Source organism: Bacillus sp. VT 712, assembly GCF_001614195.1.
Taxonomy (GTDB): domain Bacteria; phylum Bacillota; class Bacilli; order Bacillales; family Bacillaceae_H; genus Priestia; species Priestia flexa.
On the sequence record NZ_LWBK01000028.1, the window covers coordinates 1 to 14,494 of the forward strand.

14 protein-coding genes and 1 riboswitch are annotated in these 14,494 nt (G+C 39.5%); of the genes, 10 read left to right on the forward strand and 4 right to left on the reverse strand.

What is annotated here, in order from left to right; all coding sequences use genetic code 11:
- The first annotated feature begins 309 nt into the window (after nucleotides 1–309).
- From A2U94_RS13785 to A2U94_RS13815, 8 genes are all read left to right on the forward strand, one after another.
- Complete coding sequence (locus A2U94_RS13785) at nucleotides 310–534, forward strand: helix-turn-helix transcriptional regulator (RefSeq protein WP_025910172.1); 225 nt, start codon at nucleotides 310–312, stop codon at nucleotides 532–534.
- On the forward strand, nucleotides 515–934 hold the full coding sequence (locus A2U94_RS13790) for a hypothetical protein (RefSeq protein ID WP_062954633.1): 420 nt from the start codon (nucleotides 515–517) through the stop codon (nucleotides 932–934). Before A2U94_RS13785 ends, A2U94_RS13790 begins: the two co-directional genes overlap by 20 nt.
- Before the next feature lie 350 nt (nucleotides 935–1,284).
- Entirely contained in the window at nucleotides 1,285–2,616 is a 1,332-nt protein-coding gene (locus tag A2U94_RS13795; RefSeq protein ID WP_062954635.1) for a cytochrome ubiquinol oxidase subunit I, read from the forward strand.
- 11 nt (nucleotides 2,617–2,627) lie between these two features.
- Nucleotides 2,628–3,641, forward strand: coding sequence for a cytochrome d ubiquinol oxidase subunit II (locus A2U94_RS13800; RefSeq protein WP_025910177.1), 1,014 nt, complete (start codon nucleotides 2,628–2,630; stop codon nucleotides 3,639–3,641).
- Nucleotides 3,642–3,655: 14 nt separating this feature from the next.
- On the forward strand, nucleotides 3,656–3,757 hold the full coding sequence (gene cydS / locus A2U94_RS22340; protein ID WP_373688673.1) for a cytochrome bd oxidase small subunit CydS family protein: 102 nt from the start codon (nucleotides 3,656–3,658) through the stop codon (nucleotides 3,755–3,757).
- Nucleotides 3,758–3,792: 35 nt separating this feature from the next.
- Nucleotides 3,793–5,523 (forward strand): thiol reductant ABC exporter subunit CydD, encoded by a 1,731-nt coding sequence (gene cydD, locus A2U94_RS13805; protein ID WP_025910178.1) that lies wholly within the window; start codon nucleotides 3,793–3,795, stop codon nucleotides 5,521–5,523.
- Nucleotides 5,520–7,229: a thiol reductant ABC exporter subunit CydC gene (gene cydC, locus A2U94_RS13810; RefSeq protein ID WP_062954636.1), complete on the forward strand. Its 1,710-nt coding sequence runs from the start codon at nucleotides 5,520–5,522 to the stop codon at nucleotides 7,227–7,229. Before cydD ends, cydC begins: the two co-directional genes overlap by 4 nt.
- A 119-nt stretch (nucleotides 7,230–7,348) precedes the next feature.
- Nucleotides 7,349–8,917 carry a bifunctional metallophosphatase/5'-nucleotidase gene (locus A2U94_RS13815; protein WP_025910180.1) on the forward strand — a complete coding sequence of 523 codons (1,569 nt, stop codon included), beginning with the start codon at nucleotides 7,349–7,351 and terminating at the stop codon, nucleotides 8,915–8,917.
- 29 nt (nucleotides 8,918–8,946) lie between these two features.
- Here the strand turns inward: A2U94_RS13815 and A2U94_RS13820 are convergent, their stop codons facing one another.
- The gene (locus tag A2U94_RS13820; RefSeq protein ID WP_062954637.1) at nucleotides 8,947–10,290 is read right to left on the reverse strand and encodes a hemolysin family protein; all 1,344 of its coding nucleotides are present in this window, start codon (nucleotides 10,288–10,290) and stop codon (nucleotides 8,947–8,949) included.
- A gap of 636 nt (nucleotides 10,291–10,926) precedes the next feature.
- On the opposite strand from A2U94_RS13820, the gene gloA2 reads away from it, so the two are divergent.
- The gene (gene gloA2 / locus A2U94_RS13830; protein ID WP_025910184.1) at nucleotides 10,927–11,322 is read left to right on the forward strand and encodes an SMU1112c/YaeR family gloxylase I-like metalloprotein; all 396 of its coding nucleotides are present in this window, start codon (nucleotides 10,927–10,929) and stop codon (nucleotides 11,320–11,322) included.
- Nucleotides 11,323–11,348: 26 nt separating this feature from the next.
- Here gloA2 and lepB read toward each other — a convergent pair whose 3' ends face one another.
- The 3 genes from lepB to A2U94_RS13845 all read right to left on the reverse strand — a co-directional run bounded on the left by lepB (nucleotide 11,349) and on the right by A2U94_RS13845 (nucleotide 13,563).
- Nucleotides 11,349–11,903: a signal peptidase I gene (lepB, locus tag A2U94_RS13835; RefSeq protein WP_025910186.1), complete on the reverse strand. Its 555-nt coding sequence runs from the start codon at nucleotides 11,901–11,903 to the stop codon at nucleotides 11,349–11,351.
- Between the two features lie 406 nt (nucleotides 11,904–12,309).
- Complete coding sequence (locus tag A2U94_RS13840; RefSeq protein ID WP_025910188.1) at nucleotides 12,310–12,633, reverse strand: LapA family protein; 324 nt, start codon at nucleotides 12,631–12,633, stop codon at nucleotides 12,310–12,312.
- A gap of 186 nt (nucleotides 12,634–12,819) precedes the next feature.
- The gene (locus tag A2U94_RS13845; protein WP_061785497.1) at nucleotides 12,820–13,563 is read right to left on the reverse strand and encodes a M48 family metallopeptidase; all 744 of its coding nucleotides are present in this window, start codon (nucleotides 13,561–13,563) and stop codon (nucleotides 12,820–12,822) included.
- A gap of 266 nt (nucleotides 13,564–13,829) precedes the next feature.
- Nucleotides 13,830–13,931: riboswitch (SAM riboswitch) on the forward strand.
- A gap of 68 nt (nucleotides 13,932–13,999) precedes the next feature.
- Between A2U94_RS13845 and A2U94_RS13850 the strand changes: the two genes are divergently transcribed.
- Nucleotides 14,000–14,248 (forward strand): hypothetical protein, encoded by a 249-nt coding sequence (locus tag A2U94_RS13850; protein WP_062954638.1) that lies wholly within the window; start codon nucleotides 14,000–14,002, stop codon nucleotides 14,246–14,248.
- Nucleotides 14,249–14,494: the final 246 nt, after the last annotated feature.

Genomic DNA, 14,494 nt, shown 5'->3' on the forward strand with positions numbered 1-14,494 from the left:
GCTTCTTTGTATAGGAATTTAATTGATAGCTTTCAACCAATTCCTCGAGTTTTGTGGAGAAAATCGGTGAAAACCATTGTTCAAATGATGTTTTTCGTGTAAACTTATCCATGCTTATTGTCCTTTATTTTGGATTTGGATGGTTTATTACCACCCAACCATTATAAAGGATTTTTTTGTGCATGAATAATATTGCAGAAAATTCAGATTTATAAAGGGCTTTGAATTATTTTAATGCGACGCTAGTGGTAATATATATATTGAATTATGTCATGTATATGTTACAATTAAAATGGAAGTAATTGGTATATAGTTAAAAATAATGTGAAGTTATTTCGAGTTCAAGCAGATTTAACTCAAAGTGAGTTGGCTGAGAAGGTTGGCGTAACAAGGCAAACGATTAGCCTAATTGAAAAAGGGAAATATAATCCAACTTTAAAACTATGTTTAGAAATTTGTTATGCAGTCGATCAAACGCTTAACGATGTTTTTTGGGTAGAAAGAGAGGGCTCCAATGAGGAAAATAAAAGATGAACGCCTTATTGTTCAAAACTTAAAAAATATTCGAGTGGCTTTTATCATTCAAACATTAGGGATTTTATCCTTATTAGTTTATGACGGGTTACAAAACGGTATTTTACATGCTTATGAAAACCCCCTTTGGTTTATTTTTATTTTAACGGCTGTTGTATTAGGTTACTTAAATTTGAAGATATTAGTGGATGTTTATGACAACAAACGTGAAAATCTTGTTCCTTATTATATTATTCCCCTTGGCAGCTTCCTGCTTGGAGGAGTGTTTACACTAATTGTGACAGCTGGTCCCGATGGAAATCTTCAAAGTGGATTGCTAGTAGGAAGCGTTGTAGGACTTGTGTTTTTTCTAACTTTTACATACGGACACTATTTAGTAAAAAAGAGAAATGAAGAGTAAAAGAGGCGGAGACATAAGTCTTTCGGTTAGCGATTTATCGGAACGATTGAGAGATAATTCGGAAACCAATTTAAAAAAAGAGTGGAATGGCACGAACGTGTTCTTACAACCTAACGATGTTAAAACAGTCATGATTCTTCTTTGAGAAGGGATCATGACTGTTTTATATTTCAGCTTGTTTTTTTACAGGACCTTCTAAAATTGTGTCGAAATTAAGATTGTGAAATTGTGAACAAACTTTAACAAAATGGTGAACAGTATGGTCAACTATAAAAGAAGTTTTTATACTAGGAACTACAATCTGCTAAGAGAAGAGAAAATTCTCTTCCTACATAAAGGAGGAAATGTTTGTGTTTGAGTATGATCCGGTCTTGTATAGTCGAATCTTAACCGGTTTAACACTAGCTGTGCATACGATTTTCTCAACATTAGGAGTCGGGGTTCCACTCTTAATTGCACTTGCTGAATGGATAGGAATTAAACGAAACGATGAACACTACCACTTGCTCGCTAGAAGATGGGCACGCGGATATATCATCACGGTTGCTGTCGGAGTTGTGACAGGTACAGCGATTGCACTGCAGCTGAGTTTGCTATGGCCAAACTTTATGCAGGTAGCTGGTCAAACCATTAGCTTTCCGCTCTTTTTAGAAACATTTGCGTTCTTCTTTGAAGCTATTTTCCTCGGAATTTATTTATATACGTGGGATCGCTTCAAAAATAAAATGTATCACTTGCTGCTGTTAATTCCAGCTGCGCTTGGTGCAACCGCATCGGGTTTCTTTATTACAACGGTAAACTCATTTATGAACGCACCGCTGGGCTTCACATATGAAAACGGCGTGCTTTCAAATATTAATCCGATTGCGGCTATGTTCAACCCGGCGACGCCGACAAAAGTGTCGCACGTTTTATCCTCGGCTTATTTAACGTCTGCGTTTGTGCTTGCAGCTATTGCAGCTTTTGCAATTTTACGAGGACGCGATCACGTTTATCATAAAAAAGCGCTGCATTTATCAATGGTCGTTGCGTTTGTCTTTGCCATTGTAACGGCACTTGTTGGAGATTTGTCAGGCAAATATTTAGCAAACTATCAGCCTGAAAAACTCGCAGCGGCTGAATGGCATTTTGAAACAATGGAAGAAGCTTCGCTAATTTTAGGCGGTATTTTAACCGAAGATAACGAAGTGAAGTACGCGCTTGAAATTCCGTATGCGCTCAGTATTTTAGCTCACGGAACTCCGGGAGCTGAAGTCATTGGGCTTGAAGAATACCCTAAGGAAGATTGGCCGCCACTTGTTGTTCACTACATGTTCGACTTGATGGTTGCAATTGGAATGGGACTTGCGTTCATTTCATTTATTTACATTGTGATGAAAAAGAAAAAATCATGGAATCCGCTTAACAAACCGCTTCTTAGCTTAATAGTAGCCGGTGGGCCGCTAGCGATGCTTGCGATTGAAGCAGGATGGTTCTTTACAGAAGAAGGACGTCAGCCTTGGATTATTCGAGGCGTTATGCGTACAGCAGAAGGAGCAACAACGTCTCAGCACGTTGATGTTATGCTTTATCTGTTCGCTGCTTTATACGTCATTTTAATTGTATCGGCCGTGACGGTTCTTATTCGTACCTTTAGAGCAAATCCTGTCGAAAAAGAATTGAAAAAACGCGGGATTGAATAGGGAGGACTACTATGAGCTATGAAGTAATTGGTATCACGGTACTATGGACATTTTTATACGGTTATTTAATCGTTGCTTCAATTGACTTTGGAGCAGGGTTCTTTAACTACTATGCATCGGTGACAGGGAAAGGACATGTTGTACAAAAAGTAATCAATCGTTACTTGTCTCCGGTATGGGAAGTAACGAACGTATTCTTGATTTTCTTCTATGTTGGATTAGTTGGTTTCTTCCCGTCTCTTGCTTATTATTACGGAACGGCACTGTTGGTTCCTGGAAGCATCGCAATTATCTTAATTGCGCTTCGCGGTTCGTACTATGCGTTTCACCACTATGGAAACAAAGGGCGTCTAGGCTATCAACTTTTATACGGAGCAACGGGACTTTTAATTCCGGCTTCACTTTCCATCGTCTTGACGATTTCAGAAGGTGGTTATATTAAGCTAAACGGCACGAATGTTTCACTTGACTACGGGGCGTTGTTCACCAGCTTTTATTCATGGGCCGTTGTGCTTCTTGCAGTGGTGAGCGTTCTGTATATTTCTGCTTGTTTTTTAACCTTTTACGCGCACAAAGCAGGAGATGAAGGGGCATTTCGCATTTTGCGTAAATACGCATTGTTTTGGAGTACACCTACGATTTTGGCTAGCTTCCTTGTCTTTTGGGCCATGTCAGATCATAACAGTGAGCACTTTGCGAAAATGTTAAATGTATCGTGGCTGTTTGTTTTGTCATTCTTGTTCTTTGTCGGAGCCGTTTATTTTATCTGGAAGAAAAAGCGTCTTGGTTTATCATTTATCTTTGTCATGCTGCAGTTTGCCACAGCATTTTACGGGTACGGAGCGGCGCATTTACCGTACTTACTCTATCCGCACGTGACGATTTATGATAGCTTCACAAACGATACAATGGCCATCACGCTTATCATTTCCTTTCTTGCAGGACTATGCTTGCTCGTTCCATCATTATACTTATTGATGCGACTGTTTCTATTTGATAACGAGTACGTGCAGGGTAAGAAGTGAAGGAGGGACGAAATGTGAATACGTTTTTGATTATGATAGCACCTGTGTTGCTTGTGGTTGGTGCAATTGTGTTTTTGTTCATCTGGGGGGCAAAAGGAAAAAGCCCTTATCAGTAAGTACTGCTAACTAAACGTAAGGAGACCGATTGTGTATGGAACTGCTGAGAAAACGAGCATTTGCACATAAAAAAATGATGATTCCGCTCATCCTATCATCGTTGCTAAACGGTGTGATGTTAGTTGGCCAAGCATATTTCTTTGTGTACATTGTCGACCAAATCTTCTTGAAGGACGCGTCGTTTCAAGACGTGCTTCCTTCTTTTATTTATTTATTAATTGTCTTAACTGCTCGGGTGCTGTTTATCTATCTATCAAGAAAACTAGGAATTAAGCTTGGTGAAAAAGTGAAGGGTGAAATCCGAGAAGAGCTTTTTGAAAAATATGCAAACAACCCTTTACAAGCTTCGTTAAGCGGCCAAACGGGTAAAAAAGCGAGCGTAGCGATGGATGCGATTGATGAAGTGGATAACTACTTTAGCTTCTATATTCCGCAGGTCATCCAAACGAGTATTTTGCCGCTTATTATCTTACTTGCCGTGTTTACGCAGCACTGGTTTTCAGGATTATTAATGATGATAACCGCACCATTTTTCCCGATTTATATGATTGTGATCGGGTTAAAAACGCAAAAAAAAGCGGATGTTCAAATGGAAAAAATGACGGCTTTTTCAGGTCATTTCCTCGATGTTCTGCAAGGATTAACGACGCTGAAGCTCATGCGCAAAGCAAAGGTGCAAAAAGACAAGATGAAAGAGAAAAGCTTTGAATTTCGTGATGCGACAATGGATGTTTTGAAAACAGCATTTTCATCTTCTCTGGCACTGGAGTTTATTGCGATGCTAAGCGTTGGTCTCATCGCCTTTGAGCTTGGCCTACGCCTTGTTGTATTTGAAAATATTACGTTTTTTGCATCGTTTTTTATTTTAATTCTCGCACCGGATTTTTATCTATCGCTTCGAGATTTAGGTAGTGCATTTCACGCTGGAAGAGGTAGCATCGGGGCAACGAATAAAATCAAAGAAGAGCTTGAAGCTTCCGAACACGGAGTGAAGTGGGGAAATCATCGAGTAGAGCAAGGGCAACCTGCTCATATCGTGCTGGATGATATTCATTTTTCTTATCAAGAAGGAGCATTTTCATTACGTGACGTTTCGTTAATCATTAAGCCGTTTGAAAAAGTAGCGATTATCGGTCCAAACGGATCAGGAAAAACAACGCTGCTTCGATTGATTTCGGGTTTAATTGATCCAACAGAAGGACAAGTAGTCATTAATGGAAAACAGCGAACTGACATTAGCGAAGCGGATTGGTTTGAATCTATCAGCTATATTTCTCAGCACCCGTATTTATTTTCCGGAACGATTAAAGAAAATATTTGCCTTGGTACACAAACTCAAGTGACGGAAGCAGAACTTATAAAAGCAGCCGAAAAAGCGGGGCTGTTACCGCTTATTCAGTCGATGGAAGCGGGCTTTGATACGCTGATAGGTGAAGGGGGAAGAGGCCTCTCTGGCGGTGAGAAACAGCGCCTTGCACTAGCTCGTGCATTTATTAAGCAGCCTTCTCTCATTGTATTTGATGAACCGACAACTGGTCTCGATTTAGTAACGGAACAAATTCTACAATCATCCATTAAAGAGCTAAGTGAGCGAGCAACCATGATTACCGTTGCTCATCGACTTTATACGATTCGAAATGCGGACCAAATTGTTTATTTGCAAGACGGAAAAGTCATTGATTCAGGAACGCATGATGAATTAATGACGCGCATTGACAGCTACCGCGACATGATGCAGGCGCAGCAAGGAGAGGGTGTTAGATGAGAAATTTACTGACAATCAGCACAATTGTACTGAAAGAAAAAAAGGATATTGTATATACGACGATATTCGGTGTACTAGCAGGGCTCATCGGCATCTCTTTATTCGGTGCAAGCGGGTATGTCATCTCCAAAGCAGCTCTTATTCCACCGCTGTATACGTTAACGGTTATGCTTGCGCTTTTAAAGCTGTTTGGTATTGCAAAAGCTGTAACAAAATATGCGGAGCGTTATTATTCACACCGAGCAACTTTTACGATTTTGGGAAACCTGCGCGTACGCTTTTTTGAAAAATTAGAACCGCTCATGCCTAGCGTACTTCATCAGTACCGCAGCGGGGATTTACTAGCACGAATTGTTGGAGACGTAGAAAATTTACAAAACTTTTTCCTGCGGGTATTCTATCCGCCAATCGTTTTTTTCTTTGTTTTCGTTAGCACCATTTTCTTTACATTGTTTTACTCAGTTTGGATTAGCGTGACCTTAGCTATTGGAATGCTCCTCACGGGGGTTGTTGTACCCATGCTTGCTGCGTGGAGGCAGCAGCGTTTAAAAGCATCTACTCAAGAACTCAGAAGTGAGCTATCAGCAGAAACAACGGAGTTTTTATACGGGTTTCGAGATTTAAAAGTTCATCAAAAAGTAGAAGAAAAGCAAGGAAAGCTAACTGAATTATCTAAGCGTTATTTAAGCGCTCAAGCAAGAAAGCAAGAAGCGGAAAACGCAAGCCAATCGTGGAGCTTAGTTATTTCCATGTTCGTATGCTGGGCCGTAACTTTATTCGGCGTCTATGACGTCACGCGAGGCGAGCTGGACGGGTTATTCCTAGCAATGCTTATTATGATTGGACTGAATGTATTTGAATATGCAGTTCCAATGGCTGCATTTCCGACTCATTTCGAGGATAGCCGTCGCTCTTCGGCGCAGCTGTTTTCTGTTATGGGTAACCAGAAAGAAGTAAAGAAGCCTGTTTCAGCTGTGCTTCAAGATGAACCGATGGACGTAGAAGTGAGAAATCTATCATTTGCGTATGGAAATCGCAACGTATTAGATGATGTCTCTGTTACGTTTTCAGCTGGCTCAAAAACGGCAATTGTAGGACCTAGTGGTTCTGGTAAATCCACTTTGTTTCAACTGCTCGTCAAGCTGTATGAGCCTACCTCAGGCACCATATCCATTAATCAAGAGTTCTTAACGAATGTTGAACAAGAAGATTTGTGGAGCTATACGAATGTCGTGATGCAGGAAAATCATTTTTTCTACGGGACGGTTCGTGACAACCTCCTGCTAGCAAATGATAACGCGTCTGATATCGAGTTAAAAGCAGCGTTACAAGCGGTGGAGCTACATGCGTATGAGCTCGATGATCGCATCTTAGAAAAAGGTGAAAACCTATCTGGAGGCGAGCGTCAAAAGTTAGCAATGGCTCGTGCATTTTTGAAAAAAGGCCGAGTTTGGCTACTAGATGAACCTTTCTCATCAATGGACTTGCTAACGGAACAAAAAGTGATTGCCGAGCTAACACAAAAAGCAAAGGACGCAACGCTTATCTTCATTAGCCACCGTCTTGCTGGCTTAGAGCGGATGGATCAAATTATTGTCATGGATGAAGGCAGAGTGGTTGAAGTTGGTTCGTTCTCTGAGCTGATGAGTAAGAAAGGTTACTTTTATCATTTAAAGCAAGTAGAAAAAAGCATTTTATTTTCATGATAAAAGCGTATCAGACCTAGCTGATGCGCTTTTTGTTATATTTGTCTTTACATATCGTTCATACTTCCTTAATGCTTCTATGGTAGCCTAACGATAACAGCATGAGGAGGGGATATGAAATGAGATTATTTCAACGTATAGCTATGCTTTTACTTGTAGGGATCTTATTGTTTACCACGTATCACCATGCTTTCCAAACGCATTTTACAGCCTCGTCTAATGATTTAATTCACGTGCAACTTTTAGGAATAAACGACCTTCACGGTCAGTTAGATCAATATCAGCAGCTCCAAGGTAAACGAGTAGGAGGAGCTGAGTATCTCGCTTCTCATTTGCAAGCATACCAAGAAAAAAATCCGCACACGCTTCTCGTTCACACCGGTGATATGGTCGGTGGGAGCCCTCCTATTTCTTCGTTATTTAATGATGAACCAACAATTGAATTTTTAAATTTGCTAAACGTTGATATTGGTACGCCAGGCAATCATGAATTTGATCGTGGAGTAGCAGAAATGAAGCGCTTAATTCATGGTGAATCCCCTCAGGAAAAAGGAAACTTTAAAGGAGCTACAGCACAGTACACCTCAGCCAACATTTTAGATAAGAAAACGGGTGAAACCGTGTTTCGGCCGTATGTCATCAAAAAAATAAACGGAGTGAACATGGGCTTTATCGGAGTTGTCACAACGGATACAAACGATTTTGTTTTGGCAAATAGTCGAGAAGAAGTAATGATTACCGATGAGGTAAATGCCATTAACAAAAGCGTAAAACAACTGAAAGAGCAGGGCATACGTTCTATTGTCGTCTTAGCTCATGTTTCTGTGCAGTCTGATCAAAATGGTGGGAATCCAAAGGAAGATTTAGCTGAAATGGCATATAAAGTAGATGACGAAGTAGACGTCATGCTAGGAGCTCATAACCATCAGTACGCTAATACCGTTGTCGATGATAAGCTGCTCGTTCAGGCTTACTCCTATGGAAAAGCTTTTTCACAAGTTGAGCTTGGGGTTGATAAGCGTACTGAAGAGATTGCTTACAAACAAGCGGAAATTGTACCCGTAGAACATGAATCCGTAAAGCCAGACCCAAAAGTAATGACGTTTTTACAAACGTATAAAGATCAGCTTGGTACGGATGCTGGTAAAAGCATTGGAACGCTTCCTTATCAGCTGACGCGTAAAAAAAATGAGCGAGCTGAGTCGCCTCTTGCTCAGCTTGTGGCAGAAGCAAGCAGAAAAGAAATGCAGGCGGATATCGCGCTTGTTCATCATGGGGGAATTCGAGCGAGCCTTCCGAAGGGCGACGTGACGAAAAAAGATTTGTATACAGCTTTTCCTTTTGAGCATCATCTCGTCAAGATTGAAGTAACAGGGGGAGACCTGTACGAAATTTTGGAACAGCAGTGGAGTGAAAAATATGATGCAGCTTTACAAACAGTGGGCATTACAGTGGAATGGAATGACTTAGCGCCGTTTGGTGAGCGGATTGAAGAGATTAAAGCAGAAAGCGGTGAGCCGATTGAACTGACTCAAACGTATACGATTGCTCTGTCAAACTATCTGCAAGAAGGTGGAGATGGCTTTTCAAAACTTACAAGTACGAAAGTTTTACAGAAAGGTCCGCTTATAGTAGATGCTGTAGCTATGCATTTTGAAGATAGCTATCCATTAGTTGTTCAGAAATGAAAAAAGCTGCCTCGAGGCAGCTTTTTCGGTTATATTTCAATTTTTAGTGCTTCTTGTTGCACTTCGTTTTCTTCCTGAGATAATTGACGAACTTCTACTTCTTTCATTTGATGTCCGTCCATTTCTTTTGCCGTGAATTCATATCCGTATAGAGTGACGGATTCATTTTCTTGAATATCAATGTTTTGAAGAAGCATCCATCCACCGAGCGTATCGATGTCTTCGTGCTCAAGTTGAATATCAAGCACTTCATTTACTTCATCAAGCAATACTTTTGAATTGAAGATAAAGTGTTGATCGCTAAGCTTTTGAACATACGGCTTTTCATCTGTATCAAACTCATCGCGAATTTCCCCAACAATCTCTTCTAAAATATCTTCAACCGTTACAATACCAGCTGTACCACCATATTCATCAATAAGCACCGCCATATGCGTACGCTGTTTCTGCATGGATAGTAGTAAATCTTGAATTGGGACTGATTCAATGACTTGAATAATTGGTTTCATATACGTTTTGACAGGCTGATTACGCACAGCATCGTTTAAGACCACATCGTTTAGAATTTCTTTGATGTTGACAAGGCCGATAATATTATCTTTATCCCCATCAATGATAATTGGATAACGAGTATAGCGATCTTCTACAGCCACTTTTAAAAATTCGTCAATTGTATCGTCTTCAGAAACAACGGCCATTTCAGTTCTTGGCACCATGATTTCACGAGCAACGCGGTTGTCAAATTCAAAAATGTTGTTTACATATTTATATTCAGATTGATTAATTTCGCCGCCTTTATAGCTTTCTGATAAGATGATGCGAAGCTCTTCTTCACTGTGCGCTAGCTCGTGCTCTGAGGCTGGTTTTAATCCAAATAAGCCTGTTAATAAGCGAGCTGAACCGTTAAGTAACCAAATGAAAGGAAACATGACTTTATAAAAGACAATTAACGGTGGTGCAAACAGAAGCGTCACCGTTTCAGCTTTTTGAATCGCCGCCGTTTTCGGTGCTAACTCTCCAACAACGACGTGGAAAAACGTAACCGACGCAAAAGCGATTACAAACGAAAGCACGTGTGAAACGGAAGATGGAACACCTAAGTCTGCGAAAACTGGATTTAAAATGCGCTCAACTGTTGGTTCACCTAGCCAACCTAATCCAAGTGCTGTAATGGTAATACCAAGCTGACATGCGGATAAGTATTCATCTAGGTGAGTCGTGACGGTCTTCACTGCGACCGCTCCTTTTCGACCTTCTGCTACGAGCTGATCGACACGAGAGCTACGAAGTTTTACAATCGCAAACTCTGTCGCAACAAAATAAGCAGTTAAAGCAATTAAAAAGGCAACTAAAATTAAATTAATGGTTATCAATGAACATACTTACTCTGCGTAAGCAAAGTAAGTAAACACCTCCTGTAAATAATCAAATTACGACAAGAGCATGAGAAGTGAGTGCGTGAGAGTGGCTCTAGTGATTGCTTAACAGAAGTTTTTTCACCGTCATTAAGCCTTTTATTCTTGACGCTACACTTTTTGTCGTCGTGTATAATGATGTTGTTATAAGCTCGTCTTTATGAAGGAGGGTCTTGTTTTCTATATGGGATGTATTCTCCAATTGTTGCTTCCTTTTTCTAAGCAAAAGCCCTTTTTGTTTTAAAGCTTCAATAAGACGAAGATGTACGAGTAATTCTTTTGAATAGTAATTTACCGTGCGTTTTGTTATAAATGCCATCTCTGCAAGCTTGCTAATTTTATACATCGCAATCCCATCAGAAAACCACCTCCCTTCAAGTAGTAATAGGAATAAATAGTATAGTCGCTCAAAAATTGATTTGAAAAATAGTATACTATAAAACTATGTTTGATGACAAAAAAACGATTGAACAGAGTGGGAAATTAGTTTAAACGATACGAACGGAAAGAGAATTTCCTAAAATAGTAAATGTGTCTTTTCTTTTTTTAGTTGCTCGGTTATGATGAAAGCAATGATTACATAGGAGGGCAAGGATGGAGTTTAAGAGAATTCACCATGTAGCAATCATCGCAAGTAATTATGAGCAATCAAAAGCGTTTTATGTAGAAAAGCTAGGAGCGCGTATTTTAGAAGAGACATATCGAGAGCATCGCGACTCTTATAAGCTAGACTTAGAGCTAGCGCCAGGAGTACAAATTGAGTTGTTTTCATTTCCAAATCCTCCAGCTCGTCCATCACAACCAGAGGCTTGTGGTCTTCGGCATTTAGCTTTTGCTGTTGAAGACGTGGAAGCAGCAAAAGTAGAGTTAGAGAGTAGAGGCATTGAGGTAGAACCGATTCGAGTGGATGAGTTAACAGGAAGGTTATTTACGTTTTTTGCAGATCCAGACGGCCTTCCGCTTGAGTTGTATGAAGAGAATGGGTATTAAAAAAGGAGCGGACGCCGCTCCTTTTTTTAGTGCATTAGTTTGAGATCAGTCAGAGGCCAATATTTCACATCGACTTCACCAACGATGTCTGAGACAGGTGTTAATCCGAAGTGTCGGCCATCGCGGCTTATTCTACGGTTGTCTCCGAGTACAAGGACGAATCCATGAGGAATGATGCCGTCATTTACGAGTTCTTCGGTAGAGAAGTTTTCAGTGAAGCGTTCGTATGTCGGGATATGCTGTAGGTATTTATGTAAGTGAGGTTCACTTACTTTTTGGTTATTAATATAGAGCTGGTCATCAATGTATTCAATCTTTTCGCCTGCAACACCGATTATTCTTTTAACGAGGTACTCGTCTTGGTCATGAGGAGAGTGAAGGACGACGAGATCGAAGCGTTGATAGTTGCTTAGTTTATTAATAATAATACGGTTGCCTTCTTGAAGCGTAGGATTCATAGAGTCTCCTTTAACGGTATAAGGCTGAAAGAAATACTGTTGCACAATAAGAGAAAAGAGAAGTGTTCCGAGAATGATGGAGCAGTAGATTATGATTTCTCGTTTTATGCGAGTTTTTCTCAATATAAGAGCACCTTCTTTTTTAAGTGAATCGTTTTGTTAAATCAAATAGAAAGAATAAAGAACAGAATTGATTGTACCATTGTTAGCTAAAGATTTCCATTTGTATATGCGTGTTATTCATATTTTCATAGGAGGGAAGACGCATGCAATGGGTCGTGATTTTCACTTCGAATTGTTCGCTTTCCACGTGGCTCGCGCCTGCCTTCCTCGTCATTGCGTTTCTGCGGGGTTTCAAGCCGTCTTGGTAATTCCGTAGGAGTCAAACATTTCCCATTTCACTCACAGGCTACTGACATAGCTAATACACCCTTTATTATAATAATTGGTTATAGGGGGTAAGGAGGAAAAACAAAAAACCCTGCCCTCCCGTAGTGTTGGGAAAGCAGGATTTTAGTATATCTCTATATTAAGCTGATGGTTCACCTTGCGTTGATAAAGGTTTTTCTAGATCAGCTTGTGGTTCTGAGTGAGTGGCTAGTTGCGTTTCTAGTTCGGCAATTCGTTTTGTTTGTTGCTTGTTTTTACTTTTAAGCTGAGTGATTTTAACAAAGCTTAGTGAAGCAGCGACGACACCACCGAATACAGCCGATGTTAAAATAATTAAAATAAGTGGCCAGTCTTGTGAGCCAAAGACATAGTTAAATTGAACTGGCTCATTGTTGATGACAGCTAAGATAGCAATAATAAGAGCGAAAATAAGACCTAAAATGAAAAAGCTTTGTCCTTTCATTAGGTGCACATCCTTTCTGAAGATAGATAAAGGAGCAAAATTAAATTTTATACTACCTTTACATATACTTAACCTATATTATTCAACTATAAACATTTTTTATTATAATTAAGTTTTAACAAAACACAATATGCAAAAACACCCGTCCTTTGTGTAGTTTAGGATGGGTGTTTTGCTGTTAGCTGATTAGAATGCTTGTAAGCTATTTTCTTCTAACCATTGTTTACGCTCTGCTGCATCTTCAAATAATGAGTCTGCATCTGTAAATTGTGAAGCAATCACATATTCAATTGTTGTTAATGGTGCTAGAAGTAGACGCCAGTTCAATACTAGCTCACCGTTTTCCATCGTTGCATATGTATCTTGCAGTTCCTTCCACGCTACAGAGTCAGGTGCATCTGCTGCTTGTTTTTTCACTGTTTTTAGTGCTTCGCTGAATTTTTCATTTGCTCGTCCTTGGTACCATTCTGTTAAAAGGTTTTGAATTCCCTCGTTTGTTTCTTGTTCAGACCAGGATGATGGCACTGTTGCGATAAATTTAGCACGGAACGTCATCTCAGGTTGCTCCACATTATCACGAACGATGTTTAAGCGGTACTGACGACCTAAATACGAAAATTTGTCATCGTTTTCAAAAGATGACGTCTTTGCTTTAGGTGCAGCTGGCGTTTTGTTCTCAGTTTTTGCTTTTTCGGCTTTTTTAGCAGCTGGTTTTTTTGCTTCGGTTGGTTGATTACCACCGTTAAGTTGTTTTAAAATCCAAGTCGCTTTACGAGAAATAACAGAGCGAACGTTGTGCTCGTTTAAGCCTCGTGGGATAATTACGGTTACCCCTTCATTGTCACAAATTTGGACCGTAATATCGGTTTTATTTGGAACGACTTTAATTTTGTAGTCAATTGTTTGATTGCCAATTTGATACGTATACATATAGTTTTTCGTGCTCCTTTCTACAAATCTTCATTTTATAAGCAAAGGTAGAGTTTGGTCAAATGAAAGAATAATCAGAAAATTATCCAAGGATTTAATTAAAGAATTACATTACGTTTTTTTTGTTAGTTTTTACGTAAAGAAAGGAAAATATTCTCGCTTTACTATGCATAGGTTAAAAAGAGTGACAAAACTGAAAAAAAGAAAAATTTAAAAAATACTCTTGCTAAATAGGAGATATTTGGTATAATGAAATCTAATTTAAAAAGTTATCACGAGTGGACGAGAGATCTGGCTCTATGACTCCACAGCAACCTACCAACGTAAGGTGCTCCTACCAGCAAAGCATTAGCTTTGGGTGATAAGACGGGTGAAAGCTCATTTTGCATCTAAAGCAAAATGAGCTTTTTTGATTTTATTAGAAGGAGAGATACGGATGACACAAACGATTATAAAGAATCATGAAGAAGTGCTAAACGATGTATTAAATCAATTGAAGGAGATTGATGATTTTACCTGTAGAAAGCTTGAGACGTTTTACGAAATTGTAGTAAAGAGCGGAAGGGATACGTATGCCATTGGAATTGACTGCAAAGTTATTGAGGGCTACACAGAAGAAGGTTTAAAAGAAGCTTGTATAGCAAAATTAAAGCGAGTTGGATGGCTGAAAGGTACATACGCTTAAGGTTGTATTCATATCAATTGCAGTCTTGTCTATAATCATGATAAGATGCTTATCTTCTCTCTTTTCTTTTTTCGTTGAAAAGAGATGATATTTGTCGAAATTTTCACACAAAATAACCGTTACAACTTGGTTGGAATTGTGGTAAGGTATAAAACAAGAATATTCTAACAATTTCAAAAGGAGGCTGAACATGGAGCTGTTAATTGAGCACGGAAATGACGAAGGTAGCGAACAATTTATTGATCG

Excerpts from the sequence above, each read along its gene's own strand:
- A2U94_RS13850 (WP_062954638.1), top strand. The coding sequence starts at position 14,000 with ATGACACAAACGATTATAAAGAATCATGAAGAAGTGCTAAACGATGTA.
- A2U94_RS13790 (WP_062954633.1), top strand. The coding sequence starts at position 515 with ATGAGGAAAATAAAAGATGAACGCCTTATTGTTCAAAACTTAAAAAAT.
- gloA2 (WP_025910184.1), top strand. The coding sequence starts at position 10,927 with ATGGAGTTTAAGAGAATTCACCATGTAGCAATCATCGCAAGTAATTAT.
- A2U94_RS13840 (WP_025910188.1), bottom strand. The coding sequence starts at position 12,633 with ATGAAAGGACAAAGCTTTTTCATTTTAGGTCTTATTTTCGCTCTTATT.
- A2U94_RS13845 (WP_061785497.1), bottom strand. The coding sequence starts at position 13,563 with ATGTATACGTATCAAATTGGCAATCAAACAATTGACTACAAAATTAAA.
- A2U94_RS13815 (WP_025910180.1), top strand. The coding sequence starts at position 7,349 with ATGAGATTATTTCAACGTATAGCTATGCTTTTACTTGTAGGGATCTTA.
- cydD (WP_025910178.1), top strand. The coding sequence starts at position 3,793 with ATGGAACTGCTGAGAAAACGAGCATTTGCACATAAAAAAATGATGATT.
- cydC (WP_062954636.1), top strand. The coding sequence starts at position 5,520 with ATGAGAAATTTACTGACAATCAGCACAATTGTACTGAAAGAAAAAAAG.
- A2U94_RS13800 (WP_025910177.1), top strand. The coding sequence starts at position 2,628 with ATGAGCTATGAAGTAATTGGTATCACGGTACTATGGACATTTTTATAC.